Here is a 20515-nt window from a genome sequence, read left to right on the forward strand (position 1 = left end):
GACCAGGGGCGCTCAACGTGATGTCGCTGCCGCTGACGTCGGAAGAATCGCGCACGAGGGCAACTTCACGCCGTGCAGCATGGCGGGCAAGCCCCGGAATACAAATACGTCGCGCGCCACAACGGCGTTCTCACATCCTGTTCTCGCGAGCCGGGCCCCGCCCGTCCCCGGGCGCGCCGGCCCCGGGCCGCGCCCAGCCGCCGCGCCGTCTCACCGGCGTCCGCCCCGGGCGCGCCGGTCCCCGCCTCAGCCCTGCGCCTCGCCGAGGAGCTCGGTCGCGAGCCCGGGGTCGGCGTGAGCGCCCCGGCTGGCCGGGGACGAGGTGGTGTCGCCGCTGACCGCGAGCGCGCCGTTCCGGTGGAGGTAGCGCAGGCAGACACCGTCGCCCCGGCCCGTGCCGGGGGCGATGATCTCCGCCCAGCTCATGCCCGGGCACGCGCCGACCGCGGCGAGGATCGAGGGCGCCGAGGCGCGCAGCTCCGCCTCGCCCGCGCCGTCGGCCAGGAAGATGTGGGCGTAGACGCCGCTGTCCGCGGCGTCGATGTCGAGGGCGGCCACGCCCGGCGCCTGACCGACGGCCACCCACGCGCCCAGGTCGGCGCCGTCGAGCCGCCCCACGCCGGGGTCGATCTCAAGGTTCACGTCCGCCTGCCCGATGTGCGCCCTCTGGCGGTAGCTGATGGCGCCGACGCCCGCGTCCTGCTCCAGGCCGGGACGCGCGGTGGACAGGTTCTCGACGGCGATCTCGCCGCGCTCCACCGTCACGCTGCCGGGCTCCACTACGACCGTCTTCGGCCCCTGACCGGCGGCCGCGGCCGCCATGATGAGCTGGGAGCGCAGCCCGTCCGATACGCCCCAGGTCTCGATGTTCGCCTCGACGCCGATGACCAGTCCGTTCACCGGCCAGGTCAGCTCCAGGTGGTACTGGATCCCGGCCGATCCCAGCGCGGGGGAGGCTTCGTCGACGATGGCCCCGTAGGCGGCGGCGATGTCGTCCGCGCCCGCGCCCTCGGCGACGGTGGCGGTGAGCGTCCGCTCCGCCGCGCTGCCGTCGGAGCCGAAGGCGAGATTCGTCAGGACCGGCTGCTTCTGCGCCGCCACCAGGAGGGCCTGGCGGGCGGCGGCGCGGGCGGCGGTGTTCGGGTCCGGCAGCGGGCCCGGGCCGGGCGGCCTCCAGAGGGGCTGCATGGTCAGGGCGACGCCGCCGAGGGTGAGGGCGGAGCCGAGGACCGCGCCGGCGGCGAGGAAGCCGACCTCCCGCCGAGTCGGGCGGCGCCAGCGGGAGAGGGCGCGGGCGGGGACCCGGGGGGCCTGCGGCGCGTCCTCCTGCTGCTGGCCCGGGGCCGGCGCGCCCTCCTGCGGCCGGTCCGCATCCGGCTCGCTGGAATGGGTCGTGCTCATGGACGCACCCTAGAACCGGACGGCGGGTCGCCGCATGGGCCCTTCTCCCACTGCCGGACCTCGGCGCGGTCACGGTGATACGGTTCATAATCCATCCATGACTCCTGTTGAACGCACCGGGACCGCGCAGGCGCTCGTGGCCGGACTCGTCGAGCGCCTCACCGTCCGTCTGACCGCCGACGGCGCCCCGCCGCGGCTCGTCGTCGGACTGACCGGAGCGCCGGGGTCGGGCAAGTCGACCCTGGCCGAGCGCGTCGAAACCGAGCTGGCGGCCCGGGGGCTGCTCGCCGGGTGCGTTCCCATGGACGGCTTCCACATGTCCAACGCCGTCCTGGCCGAACTGGACCGCCACGGCCGCAAGGGCGCCCCGGACACCTTCGACGTCGCCGGTTATCTCGCGGCGCTGGACCGGGTCGGGGGGCTGGACGAGTTCGGCCTGCCCGCGGAGGTCCTCGTCCCAGTCTACCGGCGCGACCTGCACGAGCCGGTCGCCGCGGGCGCGCGCGTGGCCGGCAGCGGCGTCGTCCTCACCGAGGGCAATTACCTGGCGCTGGAATCGGGCGGCTGGGAGGGCGCGCGGGCCCGCATCGACCTGCTCGTCATGCTCGACGTCGCCCAGGACGAGCTGATCCGCCGGCTCATCGCCCGTCACAAGGGCTTCGGCCGCTCCCACGTGGCGGCCGCGCACTGGGTGCGGGCCGTGGACGTGCCCAACGCCCGCCTCGTGGCCGCCAGCGCCGACCGCTGCGACGAGATCTGGCGGCTCGAGCCCGACGGCGACCCGGCCGCCCGGCCGTCCTCCCGCGCCTGAGCGGGCCGGCGGCCCCGCCCGCGATCAGTGGCCCGCCTGGTCCAGGAGGCTCTGCGCCAGCTCCTCGTCGTACTCGTCCGGCCCGTTCGACGTCTGCCCCGGCTCGCCGTCGGAGACGACCCGCAAAGAGCCGTTGTCGCAGTAGTACGCCACGGAGCGCCCGCTGCTGTTGCCGCTGGTGTCATCGGAGCCGAAGGAGATCTGCCCCAGCGAGCCGCAGTTCCTCTGGGCCCACTGGATGAGGCCCGACGTCGTGGCGGCGTCGGTGGTCGGGCCCTTGAGCACGACCCGAGTCCCCATCTCCGGGTTCGAGGGGCTCACCCTGAGGATGGTCCAGTCCTTCTCGGCCAGACTGGCGATCTCCCCCAGGGACAGGGAGAGTGCGGTGGAGCCCGGAACCATCTCCAGCTGGACGGTGAGGTCGCCGACCTGCGCCACCTGCATCAGGCTGAAGGCCCCGGTCAGGCCGTTGGCGGGCGGGTCAGTGCGGATCCCCGCCACGCCGTCGGAGCGCCGCACATCCACGTTGAGCGAGGTGACGAAGACGTGCTCCACCCCGTCCCCGAGCATTCCGGTGGCGACCTGGAGCGCATTGGCGATGCTGCCGGGGAATTCGTCCCCGGCGAAGGTGATGGGGTCGTCCATGAGGGTCATGCTCACGCCCTGCTGCTGCCAGTCGATGTGGATCTCGGCCCGGCACAGCATGGTGGTGGACTCCGCGGGCATGCACGCGGCCGCCTCGGCGGCGACGCTCCCGCGCAGCGACACCAGCAGGTCGCCGGCCGTCTGCGCCGTCGAGCCCTCGGCGAGGGTGATGTCGATCTCATTGACGTCCCCGGGGGTGACCCGCACGTCGGTGACGGAGGGGGAGGACTGCGCGGCGGTCTTCACGGCCGCGCTCAGCGCGTACCCCTCCTGCGAGGAGAAGTCGCCGGGGGACAGGGTCTGGGCCGGGGCCGGGCTCGTCGGGGCCGCCGAGGACGCGGCAGTGGAGGCGGACGACGGGGCGTCCGAGGCCCCGGAGGCGCCCGGGGCGCTGTGGCCCGAGCAGGCCGCCGTGAGGATGAGGGAGAGGATGAGGGCTGCTGCGCAACGCCGTTGTCGGCTCATGCGCCGAGATTACCCGCCGGACGCGCCCGGGAGACAAGTGGTGACCGCCTCGCGGACACCGCGGCGCGGACCTCGGGTGGGCCGGACCGCCGGGGCGGGGCCGGGCCCCGGGCGAGCCCAGTCCGGACCCAGTCCCGACAAGAGGCGGCGACGATCCCCTTGGACGCAATCGTCCAGCGGCGAGTTGGCGCAATCGCACCCGCTGAACTACCCTCTGATCCGATCGGCCTCACCGACCCCTGGAATACACCTGGACTTGCGCCAGGTGGCCGGCGGTTATACGAAGGAGTATTGATGATTTGCTGGTTGCGATCTCATCCGCTGACGGGATTCGTCGTCCTCGCCTATACGGGATCGTGGATCTTCTGGGTGCCCTTCATCCCTTTGCAAAAGTTCATTCCCGCGGAGTCTTATAAACCGGCAGCGGCGGGGGTGGGTCAGTTGGCGCTACTGGCCGGACCATTTCTCGCCTCACTCATTATGACTCGTCTGACAACCGGTTCGTTGCGCGCCTGGACTTCCTCATTCAAGCGGTGGCACGTTCCACCGGTGTCATACGCCTTGGCCCTCATTGCGATACCCGCGGCCATTATGATCGCTTCGGCCGTGCTGCCCGGCAAGGAGGCGGGCACCCCATCCTTCGTCGGTCCGGCCGTGGTGATCGGCCCCCTCATCCAGGGGGTCGTCTTCCTCATCGGCGGCCCCATCCAGGAGGAGGTGGGATGGCGGGGCTTCGCCCTGCCCGTCCTGCAGGAGCGTATTCGTCCGTTTCAGGCCGCCGTCGTGCTCGGCGTCATCTGGGGAGGCTGGCACCTGCCCCAGTTCTTCGTGTCGGCGTGGGACACTCCGTACAACAATGTGACCGATGTTCTCGGCTTCTTCGCCTTCACCATCACCGGCGCCGTCGTCATGTCCTGGATCACCAACTTGGCGCACGGCTCGGTCCTGTTGGCAATCCTGGCACACAACTCCATGAATTGGGCCCTGGCGACGTGGTCCGGGGTCACCGGCCAGCAGGAGCCCATCTGGCCCGCCACCGCGGGGATGGCGGTCCTTGCCGCCATAGCGCTCATTACGACTCGAGGACGTCTCGGCTTCGAGACGCCGGCCAAGACGGCACCCCAGTAAGATCCTGCGCCGCCGGTGCGATAGTGCCGGACAGAGAGCGAGAGCTCTCAACCCAACCCGGGCTCCCGCGGGCCCGGAAGGTTGTTCGGCGGGTTCATGGCGGCGTTCTCCTTGGACCATTCATGTGCGGTTGGACCACGGTGGTCCAGCCGTCGTTCTCGAGGGTGAAACGCGCATCTCGACGCCCGGGGCGCGGCGGCGTCGGGCGCCGCGGTCCGCGAGATCGTCACTTGACCCGCGAGCACGTCACTCTGGCAGACGTGCTCGCGGGTCAAGTGACGTGCTCGCGGGTTACCCGGCGATCTCGCGGATTGGGGGCGCCGGGTGCGTCCCCTGGCGTGGTGGCGGTTCCTGTGAGGCTCCCGCCCGGGAGTGGTTGGAGTTCGGACTGCGATGGCGGGGGCCGCAGTGACTCGCGGTCGGGGCGGGGGGCCGGGCCGGCTCGGACAGCGGCGGCGGGGCCGCGGCAGGCCCCGACCGGGCCGCCTCACCCGCTTCGGCCCCGGGGCCGTGCCGGCCGGGCGGCGCGAACCCGGAGGAGCCGGGTGACGGGCTGTCCGACGACGCCGGCATCCAGACCGGGCGGCGCGAACCGGGGCGAGGGCGGGATCACGACCAGCAGGCCGACCTCGCCGACTACGGCCGACTCCCCCAGGGGCGGGAGCGGAGACGCGCGGGAGGACGGCGGTGAGCACCATTGATCGTCACCGGCGCCACGTCCCCGGGGCGGGACGCGCAGACGGGCGCTCTCCTCACGCGTGGAGCGCAGCACGCCCCCTATCGCCCGGGAGACACGGTCTCCGTCGACGCGGCCGTGAGGGCGGCCACCGCACGCCCCCCATCGCCCGGGGGGGGACACGGAGCGGGGCGGGCGCCGTCGTCGGGCCCCGTCCGACCGCCTCATCGTCCACCACCGACGTCCCACTCGCCCCTTCTCGCGCGGTGATGGCGCGCCCACGGTCTCGGCCAGTCCGTCGGCCGACCCCAGGGACTGGCGGGCCCCGTTCATAACCGTCGTTAACATCAGACTCTCCGCCCTTCGGCTACCACGCGCACTGCGATGGCTCTACAAGAATCAAGCACACTTGTCTTTTGCTCATCGCCCATTCCTCCCACCATGCATCTATGCCATCACTCGTCCCTCGCGCCTCACCGGCCCCTTCTTCCCCGGGGAAACTGCGCTCGAACGATCAGCTGCCCACACACTGGGACTCCTACTATCGAATGAGGCGTTAGAGTCGTACTCTCAACCGTATGACTGACAGTTCGGACGTCAGCACCCTGATCGCCCAGATCGAGCTGGCCAGAACCCGGCGACTCGACCCCGCGCACCCGGACACCGAGGCGATCCGCAGCACCTCCCTCAAAGCGCTCGACCCGACGCTCCTGAGGGACTACCTCACGAGCTGCCGGAGCCGCTCGCGCCGTCTGGCCGCCCTGGACGACACCGAGGTCCTGCGCGCCGCCGGCGTCATAGCGCCCAGCGGAGAGGTCACGCTCGCCGGCATCTACGCCATGGGGAAGAACCCGCAGCGCTACCGGCCCTCACTCGGGATCACGGCCGCCGTCCTCATGCCGGTGGGGGCCAAGGAGCGCACCCGCGACCTGATCCACGTCACCGGCCCGATCCCCGACCTGCTCGACGGCGCCATGCCGTGGATCGCCCGCAACACCCCCACCAGCATTCGCTGCGACGACCTGGGCGACAGCCGCGAGACCCCGGTCCTGCCCATGTGGGCGGTGCGCGAACTGCTCGTCAACGCCCTGGTCCACCGCAACCTCGACGCCGCCACCGAGGCCGAGAGGATCGAACTCCGCGTGGTCGGCAGCACGCTCGTCATCACCAGCCCCGGCGGCCTGCGCGGCATCACCGAGGACGCGCTCGGCCGGCCCGACTCCAAGTGCGCCGTCAACCCGGTCCTGTACGAGATCTGCAAGAACCTCCACACGACCGACGGCGCCCGCCTCATCACGGACGAGAGCGGTATACGCGAGGTGCGCGACGCCGCCGCCCGCGCCGACCTGCCCGATCCGATCCTGCGGGACTCCGGGGTCCGCTTCACGGCGATCCTGCGGTGGCCCGCCACGGAGACGGCGGAGACGGCGACGACGGAGGAGAAGAAGGCGGCGCCGGAGGCGGCGGAGGAGGAGAAGGAGGCGGCGGAAGAGGCCCCCGCACCGCGCCGATCCCCCGGCACTCCACCCGCCGGCGTCCCCCGGCGCACCGCCCCGCCCACCCCGGCCTCCGGAATCCAGCGGCGCACCGCCCCGCCCACCCCGACGTCGGGCATTCGACAGCGTTCCGGCTCCGCCGACCCGGAGCGCCAGGCCCCCGCGGGCACTCCGCCGTCGGGCGTCCCCCGGCGCATCGCCCCGCCCACCCCGGCCTCCGGCGTCCAGCGGCGCGGCCGCTCCAAGCAACCCCGCCCGATCTTTCCGGGTTCCCCCGCCAGCACCCAGCGGCGCCCCGTTTCCACCTCGCCCCGCCAGGCCTCTCCGAAGACGCTCACCGACGCTCAGCGGCGCCTTCTTCCCGACCTGCCCCAGCCGGCCCCCGCGAACGTGCCGGCCGACAAACGGGCCGCCGACGCCGCCGAGCCGGAGGGCCTGGCAGCGCTGTCGCGCAACGCCCCCGCCGTGTGGGCCGCCCTGAGCACCTCCCACTCCATGAGCGCCCTCAAGCGCGCGACCGGATTGTCCGTTCAGCAGCTGCGCCGGGCGCTGCAGCACCTCATCGGCGCCGGATTCGTCGAGATGGTCGGCGGGCAGGGGCACAAGGAGACGACGTACCGTCGTCGGCCCGTTGAGGGCCGGACGGACTGACGCCCGCACTGAGTCCTTCTCAGCAGAAGCGGCGGTTCAGAGGCAGAGGCCCGGACCGGTGCGCCGGCCCGCTGGGCGTGCGGGTTCTCCGGCGGTATTCCGCCGTTCCAGTGGAGCCGCGTATCGGGTTCGAACCGATGACCTGCTGTTTACAAGACAGCCGCTCTGCCGACTGAGCTAACGCGGCGGTGCACGAACGAGCCTACAGGCTCGCCGGCGGATGCGAACCTATTCGGCCGGCTCCGGGGAGGGCGCGGCCGGCGCCCCGGCACCGCCCTCCGCACCGCCTTCGGCGGGGGTCTCGGTGGCGGCGCCGGTCGGCGCCCCGGAGGCGGCCTCGGTCGGGGTCGCGGTGGCGGCGGGCAGCTTCGCGACCGCCTCGGTCAGAGCGGTGGCGGTGGCGATGGCCTGCAGGTTGAGCTGCGTGTCGGCGAGGAAGACGGTCGGGGTCGCGCTCAGTTTCTTGTCTTTGAAGGCATTGGTGCCGGCCTCGGTCCACTTGCCGTAGGAGTTGTCCTTGACCGCCTTCTCGAAGGCTTTGACGACGTCCTGGGACACGCCGGCCTTCTTCGCGGTGTCGGCGAGCTCGTCGACCGTCTGGCGGCCGGCGTCGCGCGAGGCGAAGATCTCGGAGAAGAGGGCGAGGGCGGCGTTGTGGAAGGTCAGCGCCATCTCGGGCTGCTCGTCCAGCACCACCCCCATGGCGTTCATGACGATGTCGGTCCAGTCCTGGTCCAGGATCTTGCAGGGGTGCAGCGCCAGGGTGATCTTCCCGTCCTTGACCAGCCGGCTGATCTCGTCGGCGTGCAGGGTGTCGAAATTGGCGCAGAAGTGGCAGGCGTAGTCGAAGTAGACGTCGAGAACGGGGGCGCCCTCGTTGACACTGCCCGGCGTCAAGGCGGCGCCGTAGGTCAGCGAGCCGTCGCCCCCCACGCCCTTGGGGATGCGGGGGTCGCCGGCGACGGCATCGCGCCGCGAGACGACCACGAGCGCGGCGGTGCCGCCGACGGCCGCGACGACCCCCCCGCCGAGCAGGGCGCGGCGGGTGATCTTCAGACGGCGCTCCCGGCGCTCCTGCTCCTCACGCAGCGCCTGTGCCTTCGCGCGCGCGGCGGCGCGGCGCTCGGCCTTCGTGGGACGCGGTGTGTTCGAAGCCACTGGCTCTCCTCAGATCAACTGTGCCGACGGACGAGCGTTCAACCATCCGTCATCATGCATCTTGAGCATTGTGCCTGGCATTCGGCCCGAAGTCCTCCCCCGGCCGGTGCGTCCTGCCTCACGCCAAGGCCCTACGGCATCGCGCTGATTATCGGCTCGAAGGTCTGCCAGGGCAGGGCGTCGAGAAGGAACAGGATCTGGAATCCCAGCGCCGCCGCCAGTATGACGACGACGAGCACCAGTCGCGCCGAGTCCGATCTCGTCACGACCTCGATCGTGTGGGCCGCCCCCCGCCGGTTGGGCGCGCCCCAGGGAACGAACCAGATCACCAGGAGGTAGAGGGCGGTCGCCAGTCCGCCCAGCAGGCCCATGCGGTGCCCCGTCGACATCGTGCTGAAGAGCATGGGCGTGGACCTGTTCAGGAGCCCCAGCACGTAGCCGCCGCCGCTGATCACAAGGGCCCAGAGGAGTCCCCCGAAGAGGAGGGCGAAGCCGGAGAACAGGAGCGAGGCGAGAATGTACTTGGGCAGGAAGGCCCACATGCGCGCGTTGTCGTTGGGCCGCACGCCCCCGTGGCGCAGGCGCCGCCAGCGCCGGGCGTCGTCCGCCCTGCCCACCGTGCCGACCACGATGAGCAGGAAGCCGGCGAGGATCACCACCCACGAGGGCGCGCCCATGCCGATGCCCACCAGGAGCGCCGCGATGGAGGCGACGAGGCCCGGGCGGCGAACCGGTTCGCGGGCCCAGTCCAGCGCCTTCCCGGAGGCCCCCGACGGCGAGCCGGCCGCCGCGGCGCGCTGGGGCCGCATCTGGGGCCGGGGCCGCGCCGGGGACTGGGGGTGGGGGCGCATCGGCGGCTGGGGCCGCATCTGGGGCTGAGGGCGCATCGGCGGCTGGGGCCGCATCTGGGGCTGGGGCCGCATCGGCGGCTGAGGGCGCATCTGGGGCTGGGGACGGACCTGGGACGACGCCGACGGCGCGGAATGGGCGGCCGGGGAGTACGTGGGGGGGACGGAGCCTCCGCTCGCGCCCGTCCCCGCCCCGGGCGCGAAGGAGACGGGCAGGCCCGATCCGGTGGACGCCGAGGACGCCGAGGACGCCGAGGAGGACGGCATCCCGGGCCCCGGACCGGGGTGCTGGCGCACCGGCCCGCTCATGTAGCCGTAGGCGCCCGACGGCGTCTCGGGGGCCGAGCCGGCCGAGCCGGCCGAGCCGAAGGCGGCGCCGCGGTCCCGCTCCTGGGGCGCCGCGGGGCCGAGCGCCTTCGTCAGGGCCGCCTCGCCGCTGCCGCCCTCGGCGATCTCGTCGAGGACCAGGAGCAGGTCCTCGACGGACAGGCGGTCCTTGAGCTCCGGGGCCAGGGCCGCGGTGAAGGCCCGGGCGAGCGCGGGGCACGTCCTCTCCAGATCGCCCAGCTCGGGGGTGCCGGCGTAGACGCGGCGGAAGACGGCCTGCCAGGGGCCCGACCCGAAGGGGGACAGCCCCGTCACCGCGAACAGGAGGACGCCGGCGCAGGCGTACCAGTCGACGTCGGGGGTCGGCTCGCCGCCGTCGAGCATCTCCGGCGGGATGAATCCGGGGGTTCCGGTGACCTGGCCCGTCTGGGTCAGGCGGACGTCGTCGGCGACCTGGGCGATGCCGAAGTCGATGAGGACCGGCCCCTGGGCGCCGAGCATGACGTTGGAGGGCTTGAGGTCGCGGTGGATGACGCCGGCGGCGTGGACGGAGGTGAGGGAGTCGACCAGCCCGTGGGCCAGGTCCGCCAGGTCGCGGGCGTCGGTGGTCAGGTCGTAGGCGCCCTCGTGGTCGACCTCGTGCTGCAGGGTGGGTCCGTCAATGAGCTCGGTGATGACGAAAGTCACGCCGCTGCCGTCGGCGCCGTCGCCCGTCTCGATGTCGAGGATGCGGGCCACGCGGGAGTCCTTGACGCGCGCCAGGACATTGGCCTCGCGATCGAGACGACGGCGGGCCATGGGGTCGGCCGCGATCTGCGGGTGCAGGATCTTCATGGCCACGTGGTTGCCCTCGGCGTCGGCCACCTCCCACACCACGCCCATGCCGCCGGCGCCGAGGCGGCGCAGCAGCCGATACCCGCCGACATCCGCTCCCGCTCGCAGGCCGGCCAGAGAGGACGGCGTCGCGGGCCGAGCATCCGGGTTCTGCGTCATGGCGCCACAGTACCGGCAGGCCGGGGCCGCCCTCGACATGTGGCAGGCTTCACGCCCGGGTAGCGCTGTCCATACAGAAGGATGCTTACGGGAAAGCCTCGTCCTATGACACCATGAGCCCGTGAGCACCGATCCGGTCTCGCATGTGTCAATGCGGACACGCATTCGGCACCTTTCACGATGGATCGTCCGGCACGTACCGCCGGTGAAGGGATGACGCCCCATGGCAACTGTGACCTTTGACCACGCCACTCGCATCTACCCGGGCAACGACCGCCCGTCGGTGGACCAGCTCAACCTCGAGATCGCCGACGGCGAGTTCCTCGTCCTCGTCGGCCCCTCCGGCTGCGGCAAGTCGACCTCGCTGCGCATGCTCGCCGGTCTGGAGGACGTCAACTCGGGCCGCATCCTCATCGGGGACAAGGACGTCACCGACGTCCAGCCCAAGGACCGCGACATCGCCATGGTCTTCCAGAACTACGCCCTCTACCCGCACATGTCCGTCCACGACAACATGGGCTTCGCGCTCAAGATCGCCGGCACCCCCAAGGCCGAGATCGACAAGCGCGTCAAGGAGGCCGCCAAGATCCTGGGCCTGACCGAGTACCTCGACCGCAAGCCCAAGGCCCTGTCCGGCGGTCAGCGCCAGCGCGTGGCCATGGGCCGCGCCATCGTGCGCAAGCCCAAGGTCTTCCTCATGGACGAGCCGCTGTCCAACCTGGACGCCAAGCTCCGCGTCCAGACCCGCACCCAGATCGCCTCGCTCCAGCGCTCGCTGGGCGTTACCACGGTGTACGTCACGCACGACCAGACCGAGGCGCTGACCATGGGCGACCGCATCGCGGTGCTCAAGGACGGCGTCCTCCAGCAGGTGGGCACCCCCCGCGAGATGTACGACAAGCCCGCCAACGAGTTCGTCGCCGGCTTCATCGGCTCCCCGGCCATGAACCTGGGGCGCTTCGAGGTCAAGGGCGACGTCGCCACCCTCGGCTCCGCCAAGATCAAGCTCTCCCGCGCGACCCTCGACGCCCTCAAGCCCGAGGACAACGACAAGGTCGTCATCGGCTTCCGCCCCGAGTCCCTCGACGTGGTCACGGCCTCCGACGAGCTGTCCATCCCCGTGCGCCTGTCCTTCGTCGAGGAGCTCGGCTCCGACGCCTACATCTACGGCGAGCTGGTCGGCTCCGAGGGCTCGGAGGCCAAGCTCGGCTCGGGCGAGGACTCCAGCCAGATCATCGTCCGCGTTCCCCCGCGCACCGCGCCGGAGCCGGGCGAGACGGTCTACGTCCGCATCCGCCCCGGTCAGGAGCACATCTTCTCCGCCTCCACGGGCGAGCGCCTGCCCGCCTGACGGCGCCATCGCACGGGCGCGCGGCGTCGGCCGGCCGCGCCCCACGACCGGGCCCCGCCCCTCGGCACCGAGGGGCGGGGCCCGCCGTCCGCCCCAGTACCACACCACCGCCGCAACCCTCCGGACCGACACGGCCGACGACGTCGGGCACCGGCGCGCTTCGATGAGCCTCCCGGCCGACTTCCTGAGAGAATGCCGCCATGCCCCAGTCCATGCAGATCACCGCGGCGACGATCGACCCCGCGCTGCTCGACCTGCCGTGGGAGGTCCCGCTCGAGGCCTGGCCCGCCGAGGTGCTAGCGGCGCTGCCCCGCGGCCTGTCACGGCACATCGTGCGCTTCGTCAACCTCTCCGGTCGCGTCATCGCCGTCAAGGAGATCGGCGAGTCCGTCGCCCACCGCGAGTACGAGCTGCTGCGCAGCCTCGTGCGCCTGGGGGCCCCGTGCGTGACGCCCACCGCCGTCATCACGGACCGCGCCGACCTGTCCGGCGAGCCCCTCAACTCCGTGCTCATCACCGAGCACCTGGCCTACTCCCTGCCCTACCGGGCCCTGTTCAGCCAGTACATGCGCCCCGAGACCGCCACCCGCCTCATCGACGCCCTCGCCGTCCTGCTCGTGCGGCTGCACCTGCTGGGCTTCTACTGGGGCGACGTCTCCCTGTCGAACACGCTCTTCAGGCGCGACGCCGGGGCCTTCGCCGCCTACCTCGTCGATGCCGAGACCGGCGAGCTGCACACGGACGGCCTGACCGAGGGCAAGCGCCTGTACGACATCGACATCGCCCGCACCAATATCATCGGCGAGCTCATGGACCTGCAGGCCGGGGCGCTGCTCGAGCCCAGCGTCGACACCATCGAGGTCGGCGACCGCATCGTCACCCGCTACACCGACCTGTGGAACGTCCTGACCGCCGAGGAGACCTTCCCGCTCAACGAGCGCTGGCGGGTGCGCCAGCGCGTGGAGCGGCTCAACGAGCTCGGCTTCGACGTCGGCGAACTGTCCATGAAGACGACGGCGGACGGGCTCACCACGACGGTCGCCATCCAGCCCAAGGTGGTCGACGCCGGCCACTACCACCGCCAGGTCATGCGCCTGACGGGACTGGACGTCCAGGAGCGCCAGGGCCAGCGCATGCTCAACGACCTGGAGGCCTTCCGCGCCTACACCGGCCGGCAGGACCAGCCCATCGAGCTGGTCGCCCACGCCTGGCTCGCGACGGTCTTCGAGCCCACGATCCAGGCCGTGCCCATGGAGCTGCGCCGCAAGATCGAGCCGGCGGAGATATTCCACGAGGTCCTGGAGCACCGCTGGTACATGTCCGAGGCCCAGCAGCGGGACGTGCCCACGGAGGAGGCCGTCGCGGACTACGTGCGCACCGTGCTGCCCCAGCACCGCGACGAGCAGTCCTACCTCTCCCTGGGCGACACCCAGGAGATGGCCGCCATCTTCGACGGCGGGGAGGAGGAGCACGAGCAGGTGCCGGCCGACGACGCCGAATTCGCTGCCCGCGATGAGGCCACCGCCGACGAGTACGCGCTCAACCCCATGGGCTTCACCGCCGGCATGAAGTTCAAGGGCGAGTAGGGCCGGGGCCCGCGCGGCCGGGCCCCTGGGCCCCTCGGCCGGGCCCCTCGGCCGGGCCCCCCGGCCGCCCCGCCGGCCCCGCGTCAGGCCCCGAGCTCCTCGGCGACCAGCGCCATCTCCTCGTCGGCGCGGCGCCGCAGCTCCTTGTGGCGCGTCCACGAGGCCAGCGAGGTCTCGGCGACGGCGTCGACCATGAGCAGCGCCCCCACCGCGATCAGCCCGCCCGGCAGGCGCCCGGTGCGCCCCCGGCGCCGGATCGCCGCCCCGATGAGGGCGCCGCCGAGCCCGGCCTCCAGGGCCGCCCCCGCGCGCACGAGCCACGGCGTCTCCGTCACGGCGCGCACGTAGGACTGCCAGAAGGCCGACCCCGGCACGGAGGGGTCCGCCAGCATGAGGCCCACGCTGCGGCCCACCGCATTGGACAGCCCGCGCGGCTCGTGCACGACGACGCCCGGCACCTCCACGGGCGCGAGCCGACCGGTGAGCACCGACTCCACCCAGGCCGGCAGCCCGAGCGCCGCGAGCATCTGGGCCAGGCCCTCGACGCCCTCGACGGCGAGCGCGGCGGTCGCCGCCTCGACGTCGGCGTCGGGCACGGCCCGGGCGATGAGCGAGGCGTCCGTGGAGTCGGTGAGCATCTCGTTGACGAGCGCGGACAGGGCGGGCCCGGGCTCCTCGACCCCGCCCCACACGTAGCGCGAGGTCATGGACCAGGAGTAGACGGCGTCGTCCTCGGACTCCCCGGTCAGGACGGCGCGCACGGTCATGTCGCGCTCGTCGACGCGGAAGATGATCGCCGGCAGGGACTCGTCGTCCCAGCCGAAGGCGCCCAGCTCCGCGCCCTCCCCGGAGTACATGACGATGCGCCGGTCGATGCCGGGCGCGGAGGCCACGGCCAGGGGCCGCTCCAGGAGGGTCGCCTGCAGCGGCACCATGTAGGCGCTCAGCGGGGAGACGACGACGGTGCGCGACATGGGCGAGGGGCCGGTGCTCACCTCGGGCAGCTCGACGTCCTCGGGCAGGGCGTCGAACGACGCCGGACCGATGGTGGCGTCCGCGCCGAGTTCGCGCGCCAGGCCCTCGGCCAGTTCGGAGACCCCCATCCCCGGCACGACGCCCCCGCGGCTGGGCGGGGTGACGGCCACGCGGCCCTCGGCGTCCGACAGCAGGGTGATGCTCAGCAGGTGCGCGCTGGCCGGGTACCACTCCAGGCGCGCGACCACCGCGCGCTCGCGCAGACGGGCGGCGACGTCGTCGGGCGTGGATCCCGGGGCGACGAGCACGCCCTCGGTACGGTTCCAGCGCTGGGTGGCGTCCTGAGCCATCTGTGCCCTCCTCGTTGTGACGGTGCGCCGGGCCCCGGCCGCCGGGGCCCGATCGGACCCATTGTGTCAGCAATGGGGCGCCCGCGGGCGGAGCGCGCCCTGCGCCCTGGGCGGATCGGCCGGGCGGCGGGTCGGCGACCCCGGCCCGCCGTCGGCCTCCCGGCCTCCCGCTCTCAGTCCCGCCCCGGGCGGGCCCGGCGCCGCAGCCGGTCGACCTCGTACAGGCCGATCCCGGTGGCGACGGCGGCGTTGAGGGACTCCACGGTCCGGGAGATGGGGATCGACACGACCGTGTCGCAGGTCTGGCGCACCAGGCGCGAGAGCCCGGCGCCCTCCGCCCCGGCGACCAGGACCAGCGGGCTGTCCGCGAGCGCGAGGTCGTCCACGACCTCCTCGCTGCGCCCGTCGAGCCCGACGACGAAGCAGCCCTCCTTCTTCAGCATCGTCAGGGCGCGCACGAGGTTCGTCTCGCGGGCGACGGGCACCCGGGCGGCGGCCCCGGCCGAGACCTTCCACACGGTGGCGTTGACCCCGACGGAGCGCCGCTCGCCGATGACGACGCCGTCGGCGCCGAAGGCCCCGGCGCTGCGCAGGACGGCCCCGAGGTTGTGGGGGTCGGTGATCTGGTCGAGGGCGACGAGCAGCGGCGTGCGCCCGGCGGCGAGGGCGCGCTCGAGCAGGTCGCGGGCGGCGACGTACTCGTAGGCGGGGATCTCGACGGCCACGCCCTGGTGGACGGCGCCCCCGGTCAGGGCCTCCAGGTCGAGCTTGGTGGTCTCCAGCACGGGGGCGCCCAGCAGCGTGGCGCGGCGGACGACGGCGCCCAGGCGGTCGTCGGTGGCGGAGGAGGAGGCCATGAAGACGCGGCTCATGGGCACGCCGGCGCGGGCGGCCTCGGCGACGGCGTTGCGCCCGCAGATGATCTCGTGGCCCTCGGGGACCTCGAAGCGGCGGCGGATCTTCTCCAGCTGCTTGGCGCGGGTGGGCCGGGCGGCGCGGGCCTCGGCCAGGGCCTTGGCGCGCGCCTTGGGGTGGCCGACGCGATTCTCGGCCCTGGGCGTGGGTCCCTTGCCCTCCAGCCCCTGACGGCGGTTGCCGCCCGAGCCCTTGGTGGGGCCCTTCTTCTTTCCGGGTCGGCGCCTGCTGGCGCCGGGGTAGCGCTCGTTTCCGGGCATGGTGCGGTCCTTTCTGGGCCGGTGGTCGGGCCGGCGGTCGATGTCAGGCCAGGTGCCAGCGCGCCGTGGAGGCGCCGTCCTCGACGACGACTCCGGCCGCCGCGAGCCGCTCGCGCAGGGCGTCGGCGCGCGCCCAGTCCTTGACGGCGCGGGCGGCGGCGCGCTCGTCGAGCAGGGCACTCACGAGGCGGTCCAGGGCGGCGGTGGCGGCGCCGCCGGTCCCGCCCGGTCCGGCGCCCAGGACCCGGTCGCGCCAGGGCCGGGCGAGCGGGTCCAGGCCCAGGACGTCGAGCTGGGCGCGCAGGTCGAGGGCGGCCCCGGCGACGGCGCCGGCGTCGGGGGCCGGGGCGGCGAGCTCGGTGTTGAGCCGCTTGAGGGTGGCGTGGATGACCGCCATGGCGCCGGCCAGGCCCAGGTCGTCGTCCATGGCGGCGACGTACTCGGCCGGCAGGGCGCGGGCGCGGACCGCCTCGGCGGGGGCGTCCACCGCGCCGGCCGCGCCGTCGGGGCTGGCGGGGCCGCCGGGGCCGACGCCAGCCGCACCGCCGGGGCGGGCTCCGTCAGCGCCGTCGGGCCCACCGGCGTCGGGGCCGCCGGGGCCGCGGGCGCCGTCGACCGCCTCCCGGGCGCGCACGACGGCGCCGCTCAGGCGCTCCCACAGGGCGGCGGCGTCGGCCAGGGTCTCGTCGGAGAACTCCACGGTGGAGCGGTAGTGGACGGTGCCCAGCGCCAGGCGCAGGACGGCGGGGTCGTAGATCCTCAGCAGTTCGGCGACGGTCAGCGAGTTGCCCAGGGACTTGCTCATCTTCTCGCCCTTGACGGTGACCCAGGCGTTGTGGACCCAGTGGCGGGCGAAGCCCCAGCCGGCGCCGTGGGACTGGGCCTGCTCGTTCTCGTGGTGGGGGAAGCGCAGGTCGATGCCGCCGCCGTGGATGTCGAAGGCGTCGCCCAGGTAGCGCCGGCTCATGGCCGAGCACTCCAGGTGCCAGCCGGGCCGTCCGCGGCCCCAGGGGGCGTCCCAGGCGGCGTCGGCCGGCTCGCCGGGCTTGGCGGCCTTCCACAGGGCGAAGTCGCGCGGGTCGCGCTTGTCGGCCTCTACGGCCGCGTCGATCTGGGTCTCGTCCTCGGTGGTGGCCAGGTCCTCCAGCCGCTGGTGGGTCAGCGAGCCGTAGTCGGGCAGCGAGGCCACGTCGAAGTAGACGTTGCCGGACTCGCCGCGGTAGGCGTGGCCGGCGTCGAGCAGGCGCCGGACGAGGTCGAGCATCTCGGGGATGTGCCCGGTGGCCCGCGGCTCGTAGGTGGGGGCGGCCACGCCCAGGGCCCGGTAGGCGGCGTCGAACTCGCGCTCGTGGCGCTGGGCCCAGGCCCACCAGGCCTCGGGAGGGGTGGCGGCGGCGGACTTGGCGAGGATCTTGTCGTCGATGTCGGTGACATTGCGGATGAGGCTGACCCGCTGGCCGCATCTTTCGAGCCAGCGGCGCAGGACGTCGAAGACGATGGCCGAGCGCATGTGGCCGATGTGGGGCGAGCCCTGGACGGTGGCGCCGCACAGGTAGATCGCGACCGTCCCGGGGGTGACGGTGGGCGCCAGGGGGACGACGGCGCGGGCGGCGGAGTCGTACAGGCGCAGGGCGGGCGCGGAGGCGGTCTGGGTGCTCACCGGGCCAGACTACCGGCCCGCCCGGTTGGGACCGGGAGGGGGTCGCGCCAGGCGGCCGGACCCCGTTCCGCCGGGGCCGCCGGCCGGGATCGGGCGGAGGCCGCCGTCCGCCCGGCGCCGTCGGGCCGCCCCTCCGCGCCCACTGCGCCGACGTCCCACTGCTCCTCGCTCACCCCCGAAATCGCAGGCCGCCCCTCCGCACCTACTGGCCGACGGGGTGGACCAGGGCCGTCGCCACGGCGAGCAGGCCCTCCTCGCGCCCGAGGAATCCCAGGCGGTCGGTGGTGGTCGCGGAGAAGGAGACGTCGGCCCCGGCGGCGGCCGACAGGGCGTCGCGGGCCTCGGCCATGCGGGCGGCGACGCGGGGCCGGGCGCCGACGAGCTGGACGGCGACGTTGCCGATCTCGTAGCCGGCGGCGCGCACGCGCCGGGCCGCCTCGGCCAGCAGCACCGCCCCGGAGGCGCCCTTCCACCGCGGTTCGGCGGTGCCGAAGTTGGAGCCGAGGTCCCCCAGCCCCGCGGCGGAGAAGAGGGCGTCGCAGCAGGCGTGGGCGACGACGTCGCCGTCGGAGTGGCCCTCCAGGCCCGGCTCGCCCGGCCAGGTCAGGCAGGCCAGGTGCAGGGGCGCGCCGGGTTCGGCGGCGAAGGCGTGGACGTCGACGCCCACGCCGGTGCGCGGCAGGGGCGGGCGGGCGCCCCCGGGCGCCGCGGGCTCGCACGGCGGGGGGGCGGACCCCTCGGGGCCTCCGCCACCGGCGAGGGAGCCCGTGGGCCTGCGCGGCGGGGGGACGGGGGTGTCGTCGGGCTGTGTCATGGCCGACAGTGTGCCCCATGCCGGCAACGGGCCCGCAATGGGGCTGTGCGGATGCGCGGGGCGCGCGGTCCGGTTGTTTCACGTGGAACGACTCCGCCCGTCCCGTCGCGGACGCCCGGGACGCGCCCGGGCCCGGTCTCCGCCGCGACCGTGCGACGTCCCACATTTCTGCCGGAACGGGTGATCTTCATCCTTTTTCACCCTCTGGGCGTGGGCATCGCGATTCGGTTACGCTGCCGTCATGATCATTTGGCGCGGGTGGGGCATTATCGGTTTCCTCCTCATCGGTTTGGGCATAGCGGCGGTCATGGGGCTGACCGGCCAGAACGGAACGGACAGCCCCGCCGGAACCGTGTCCCTGGGCGCGGGCCTCCTGCTCGGCGGCACGGCCTGCGCGGTCTTCGGGTACTGGCTCAATGTGGCGCGCCCGAGGCAGCAGGCCGGCGGATACGTGGAGGACCTGCGCCAGGACCTGTGGCGGCGGGTGCGCGAGGGCTCGTTCCAGGTCGAGCCCGGGGCGGCGGCGCCGCGCGACGAGGCCGAGGCCGCGCAGCAGGTCGAGCAGATCGTCGCCCGGCAGAGGCCGACGATCGAGCGGCGGCTGCGCAACCGGAACTCCCTGTTCTTCATCCCACTGCAGTGGCTGGGCGGCGCGGTCGCCCTCGGCGGCGTCGTCCTCGCGCTCATGGGGCTGCTGGGCACGACCCTGTGACCGGTCCGCGGGGGCGGGTGGCCGTCGGCGCGGGCCACGCGCCCGTGGGACACCCCGCCGACCGGACCGCGGGGGCGGGGAATCCGGGCGGGACCTGATTCTGGCGCTCCGGGAGGATCGTTCGGACGGGCACCTCGGATGCGCCCGGCGATTTCCGCGTGATTCCGCGGTTGCGACGGCGGCGCGATCGAGTGCGGGGCGGAACGATCCTCCCAGAGCGCCATCTCCCGCCCTGGACCGTCCAGCCGTCCAGGACCCGAACCGTTCCGGGTCACGGCCCCGTCTCGCGGCCCGTCCGCCGTTGCACGAGTGTGTCTCGTTTCCCGGCCCCCTCCCAGGCGCCCGTCAGGAGAACCCCCAGGTCCGACGGGTTGCATATGACTCACCGCCGGGCGGGGGACGCCGCCAGGGTTGGGGAGCCCGATGACCGGTCCCATCTCCGAGGCGGCCACGGGTCCAAGGGAGCCCGCGGCCGCCGTCCCGGCGAAGGAGGAACTTCCTCCCGGGTTTGGGACATCCGGGGGTCGGGTTCCTCGACGACGAGGGCCCGCGGGCCGGGACACCGGTCCCCGACCCGCGGGCCGCGCCCCTCTCCTCATCTCCCATCAATCGTCGCCGAAACCGGCGGAGAAGTCATGCGAGACCGGCGAATATGACACGCAAAGCCGACGGATATGACACACGAGACCGGTGGAAACGGCATTCGATTCGACATACCTGGTTGCCGACCGATTCACACTCCCATCTTCTGCAGCGCCTCTTCCCATCGCCACACCCATTCACCGGGCCTTCCTCGTCAGAAGGATTCCTGGACGGACTGCCGGCGGGGAAATCTCGGGGGAATTACCGCCGCATTAAGGGGTTCCTGCCGTTCCGGACGAGAAAGGCTCTCGCATCGCATTCCTGTGAATGCGCGCGCACCGGAATTGGTCACCGCACGGAGGGCGGTTCTCGATGCGTCGGGATATCCGACGGCAGTCTCGTCGGGTTCCACCGGGTGCGGGATGGCCTCGGCGGGGTCGGACCGGCTGATGTTGAAGGTGCTGCTGTGGCTGGTGGGACGGTATAGCGAACAGGGCGTTATGTTGCACGTTTGCAGTAAGGCGTTTCAATGCCGACCTTTCCGCATAACCTGGTTGGAAGTCGGCGCGCGGAGGGCTCTGGGGGCCGTCGGTGGCGCTCGGCGTGATTCCGCCACTATGTGCTACTCTGGGCCCCGTGCTGGCCGGTCCGGAGGGGTGCTCCCGGGGCCGGTGGCGCTCCGGGCCCTCGAAGTGGCGTCATACCGCCGCT

Annotated in this window: 14 protein-coding genes and 1 tRNA gene; 6 read left to right on the top strand and 9 right to left on the bottom strand. The window is 73.0% G+C overall.

Annotated elements, in window-relative coordinates; translation table 11 throughout:
* Positions 1–246 precede the first annotated feature (246 nt).
* On the bottom strand, positions 247–1401 hold the full coding sequence (locus G446_RS0107310) for a hypothetical protein (RefSeq protein WP_026409670.1): 1155 nt from the start codon (positions 1399–1401) through the stop codon (positions 247–249).
* A gap of 97 nt (positions 1402–1498) precedes the next feature.
* On the opposite strand from G446_RS0107310, the gene G446_RS16560 reads away from it, so the two are divergent.
* Positions 1499–2212, top strand: a complete 714-nt coding sequence (locus G446_RS16560) for a nucleoside/nucleotide kinase family protein (RefSeq protein WP_034469598.1) — start codon at positions 1499–1501, stop codon at positions 2210–2212.
* A gap of 24 nt (positions 2213–2236) precedes the next feature.
* Here the strand turns inward: G446_RS16560 and G446_RS0107320 are convergent, their stop codons facing one another.
* Positions 2237–3322 carry a hypothetical protein gene (locus G446_RS0107320; protein WP_026409671.1) on the bottom strand — a complete coding sequence of 362 codons (1086 nt, stop codon included), beginning with the start codon at positions 3320–3322 and terminating at the stop codon, positions 2237–2239.
* 591 nt (positions 3323–3913) lie between these two features.
* Here G446_RS0107320 and G446_RS20305 point away from each other — a divergent pair.
* A complete protein-coding gene (locus G446_RS20305; RefSeq protein WP_169721274.1) occupies positions 3914–4450 on the top strand; it encodes a CPBP family intramembrane glutamic endopeptidase in 537 nt (178 codons plus the stop codon).
* A 1254-nt stretch (positions 4451–5704) separates the two neighbouring features.
* Entirely contained in the window at positions 5705–7273 is a 1569-nt protein-coding gene (locus G446_RS18710; protein WP_051285749.1) for an ATP-binding protein, read from the top strand.
* 111 nt (positions 7274–7384) lie between these two features.
* Here the strand turns inward: G446_RS18710 and G446_RS0107335 are convergent.
* The 3 genes from G446_RS0107335 to G446_RS16575 all read right to left on the bottom strand — a co-directional run bounded on the left by G446_RS0107335 (position 7385) and on the right by G446_RS16575 (position 10599).
* Positions 7385–7460 (bottom strand) — tRNA-Thr (locus tag G446_RS0107335).
* Between the two features lie 41 nt (positions 7461–7501).
* Complete coding sequence (locus tag G446_RS16570) at positions 7502–8431, bottom strand: DsbA family protein (RefSeq protein ID WP_051285750.1); 930 nt, start codon at positions 8429–8431, stop codon at positions 7502–7504.
* 131 nt (positions 8432–8562) lie between these two features.
* The gene (locus G446_RS16575; protein WP_051285751.1) at positions 8563–10599 is read right to left on the bottom strand and encodes a serine/threonine protein kinase; all 2037 of its coding nucleotides are present in this window, start codon (positions 10597–10599) and stop codon (positions 8563–8565) included.
* Between the two features lie 223 nt (positions 10600–10822).
* Between G446_RS16575 and G446_RS0107350 the strand changes: the two genes are divergently transcribed.
* Positions 10823–11950, top strand: coding sequence for an ABC transporter ATP-binding protein (locus G446_RS0107350; RefSeq protein ID WP_026409673.1), 1128 nt, complete (start codon positions 10823–10825; stop codon positions 11948–11950).
* 200 nt (positions 11951–12150) lie between these two features.
* Positions 12151–13536, top strand: a complete 1386-nt coding sequence (locus G446_RS0107355; RefSeq protein WP_026409674.1) for a DUF4032 domain-containing protein — start codon at positions 12151–12153, stop codon at positions 13534–13536.
* An 83-nt stretch (positions 13537–13619) separates the two neighbouring features.
* On the opposite strand, the gene G446_RS0107360 is transcribed toward G446_RS0107355, so the two are convergent.
* The 4 genes from G446_RS0107360 to ispF all read right to left on the bottom strand — a co-directional run bounded on the left by G446_RS0107360 (position 13620) and on the right by ispF (position 18510).
* A complete protein-coding gene (locus tag G446_RS0107360) occupies positions 13620–14861 on the bottom strand; it encodes a hypothetical protein (RefSeq protein ID WP_026409675.1) in 1242 nt (413 codons plus the stop codon).
* Between the two features lie 173 nt (positions 14862–15034).
* Positions 15035–16036 carry a 23S rRNA (guanosine(2251)-2'-O)-methyltransferase RlmB gene (gene rlmB, locus G446_RS0107365; RefSeq protein WP_026409676.1) on the bottom strand — a complete coding sequence of 334 codons (1002 nt, stop codon included), beginning with the start codon at positions 16034–16036 and terminating at the stop codon, positions 15035–15037.
* A 43-nt stretch (positions 16037–16079) separates the two neighbouring features.
* Complete coding sequence (gene cysS / locus G446_RS0107370) at positions 16080–17696, bottom strand: cysteine--tRNA ligase (protein WP_026409677.1); 1617 nt, start codon at positions 17694–17696, stop codon at positions 16080–16082.
* A 202-nt stretch (positions 17697–17898) separates the two neighbouring features.
* Entirely contained in the window at positions 17899–18510 is a 612-nt protein-coding gene (gene ispF / locus G446_RS16580; protein WP_084779072.1) for a 2-C-methyl-D-erythritol 2,4-cyclodiphosphate synthase, read from the bottom strand.
* A 241-nt stretch (positions 18511–18751) separates the two neighbouring features.
* Between ispF and G446_RS0107380 the strand changes: the two genes are divergently transcribed.
* Positions 18752–19222, top strand: a complete 471-nt coding sequence (locus G446_RS0107380) for a PEX11 family protein (protein ID WP_026409678.1) — start codon at positions 18752–18754, stop codon at positions 19220–19222.
* Positions 19223–20515: the final 1293 nt, after the last annotated feature.

It is taken from the genome of Actinomyces dentalis DSM 19115, assembly GCF_000429225.1.
Taxonomy (GTDB): domain Bacteria; phylum Actinomycetota; class Actinomycetes; order Actinomycetales; family Actinomycetaceae; genus Actinomyces; species Actinomyces dentalis.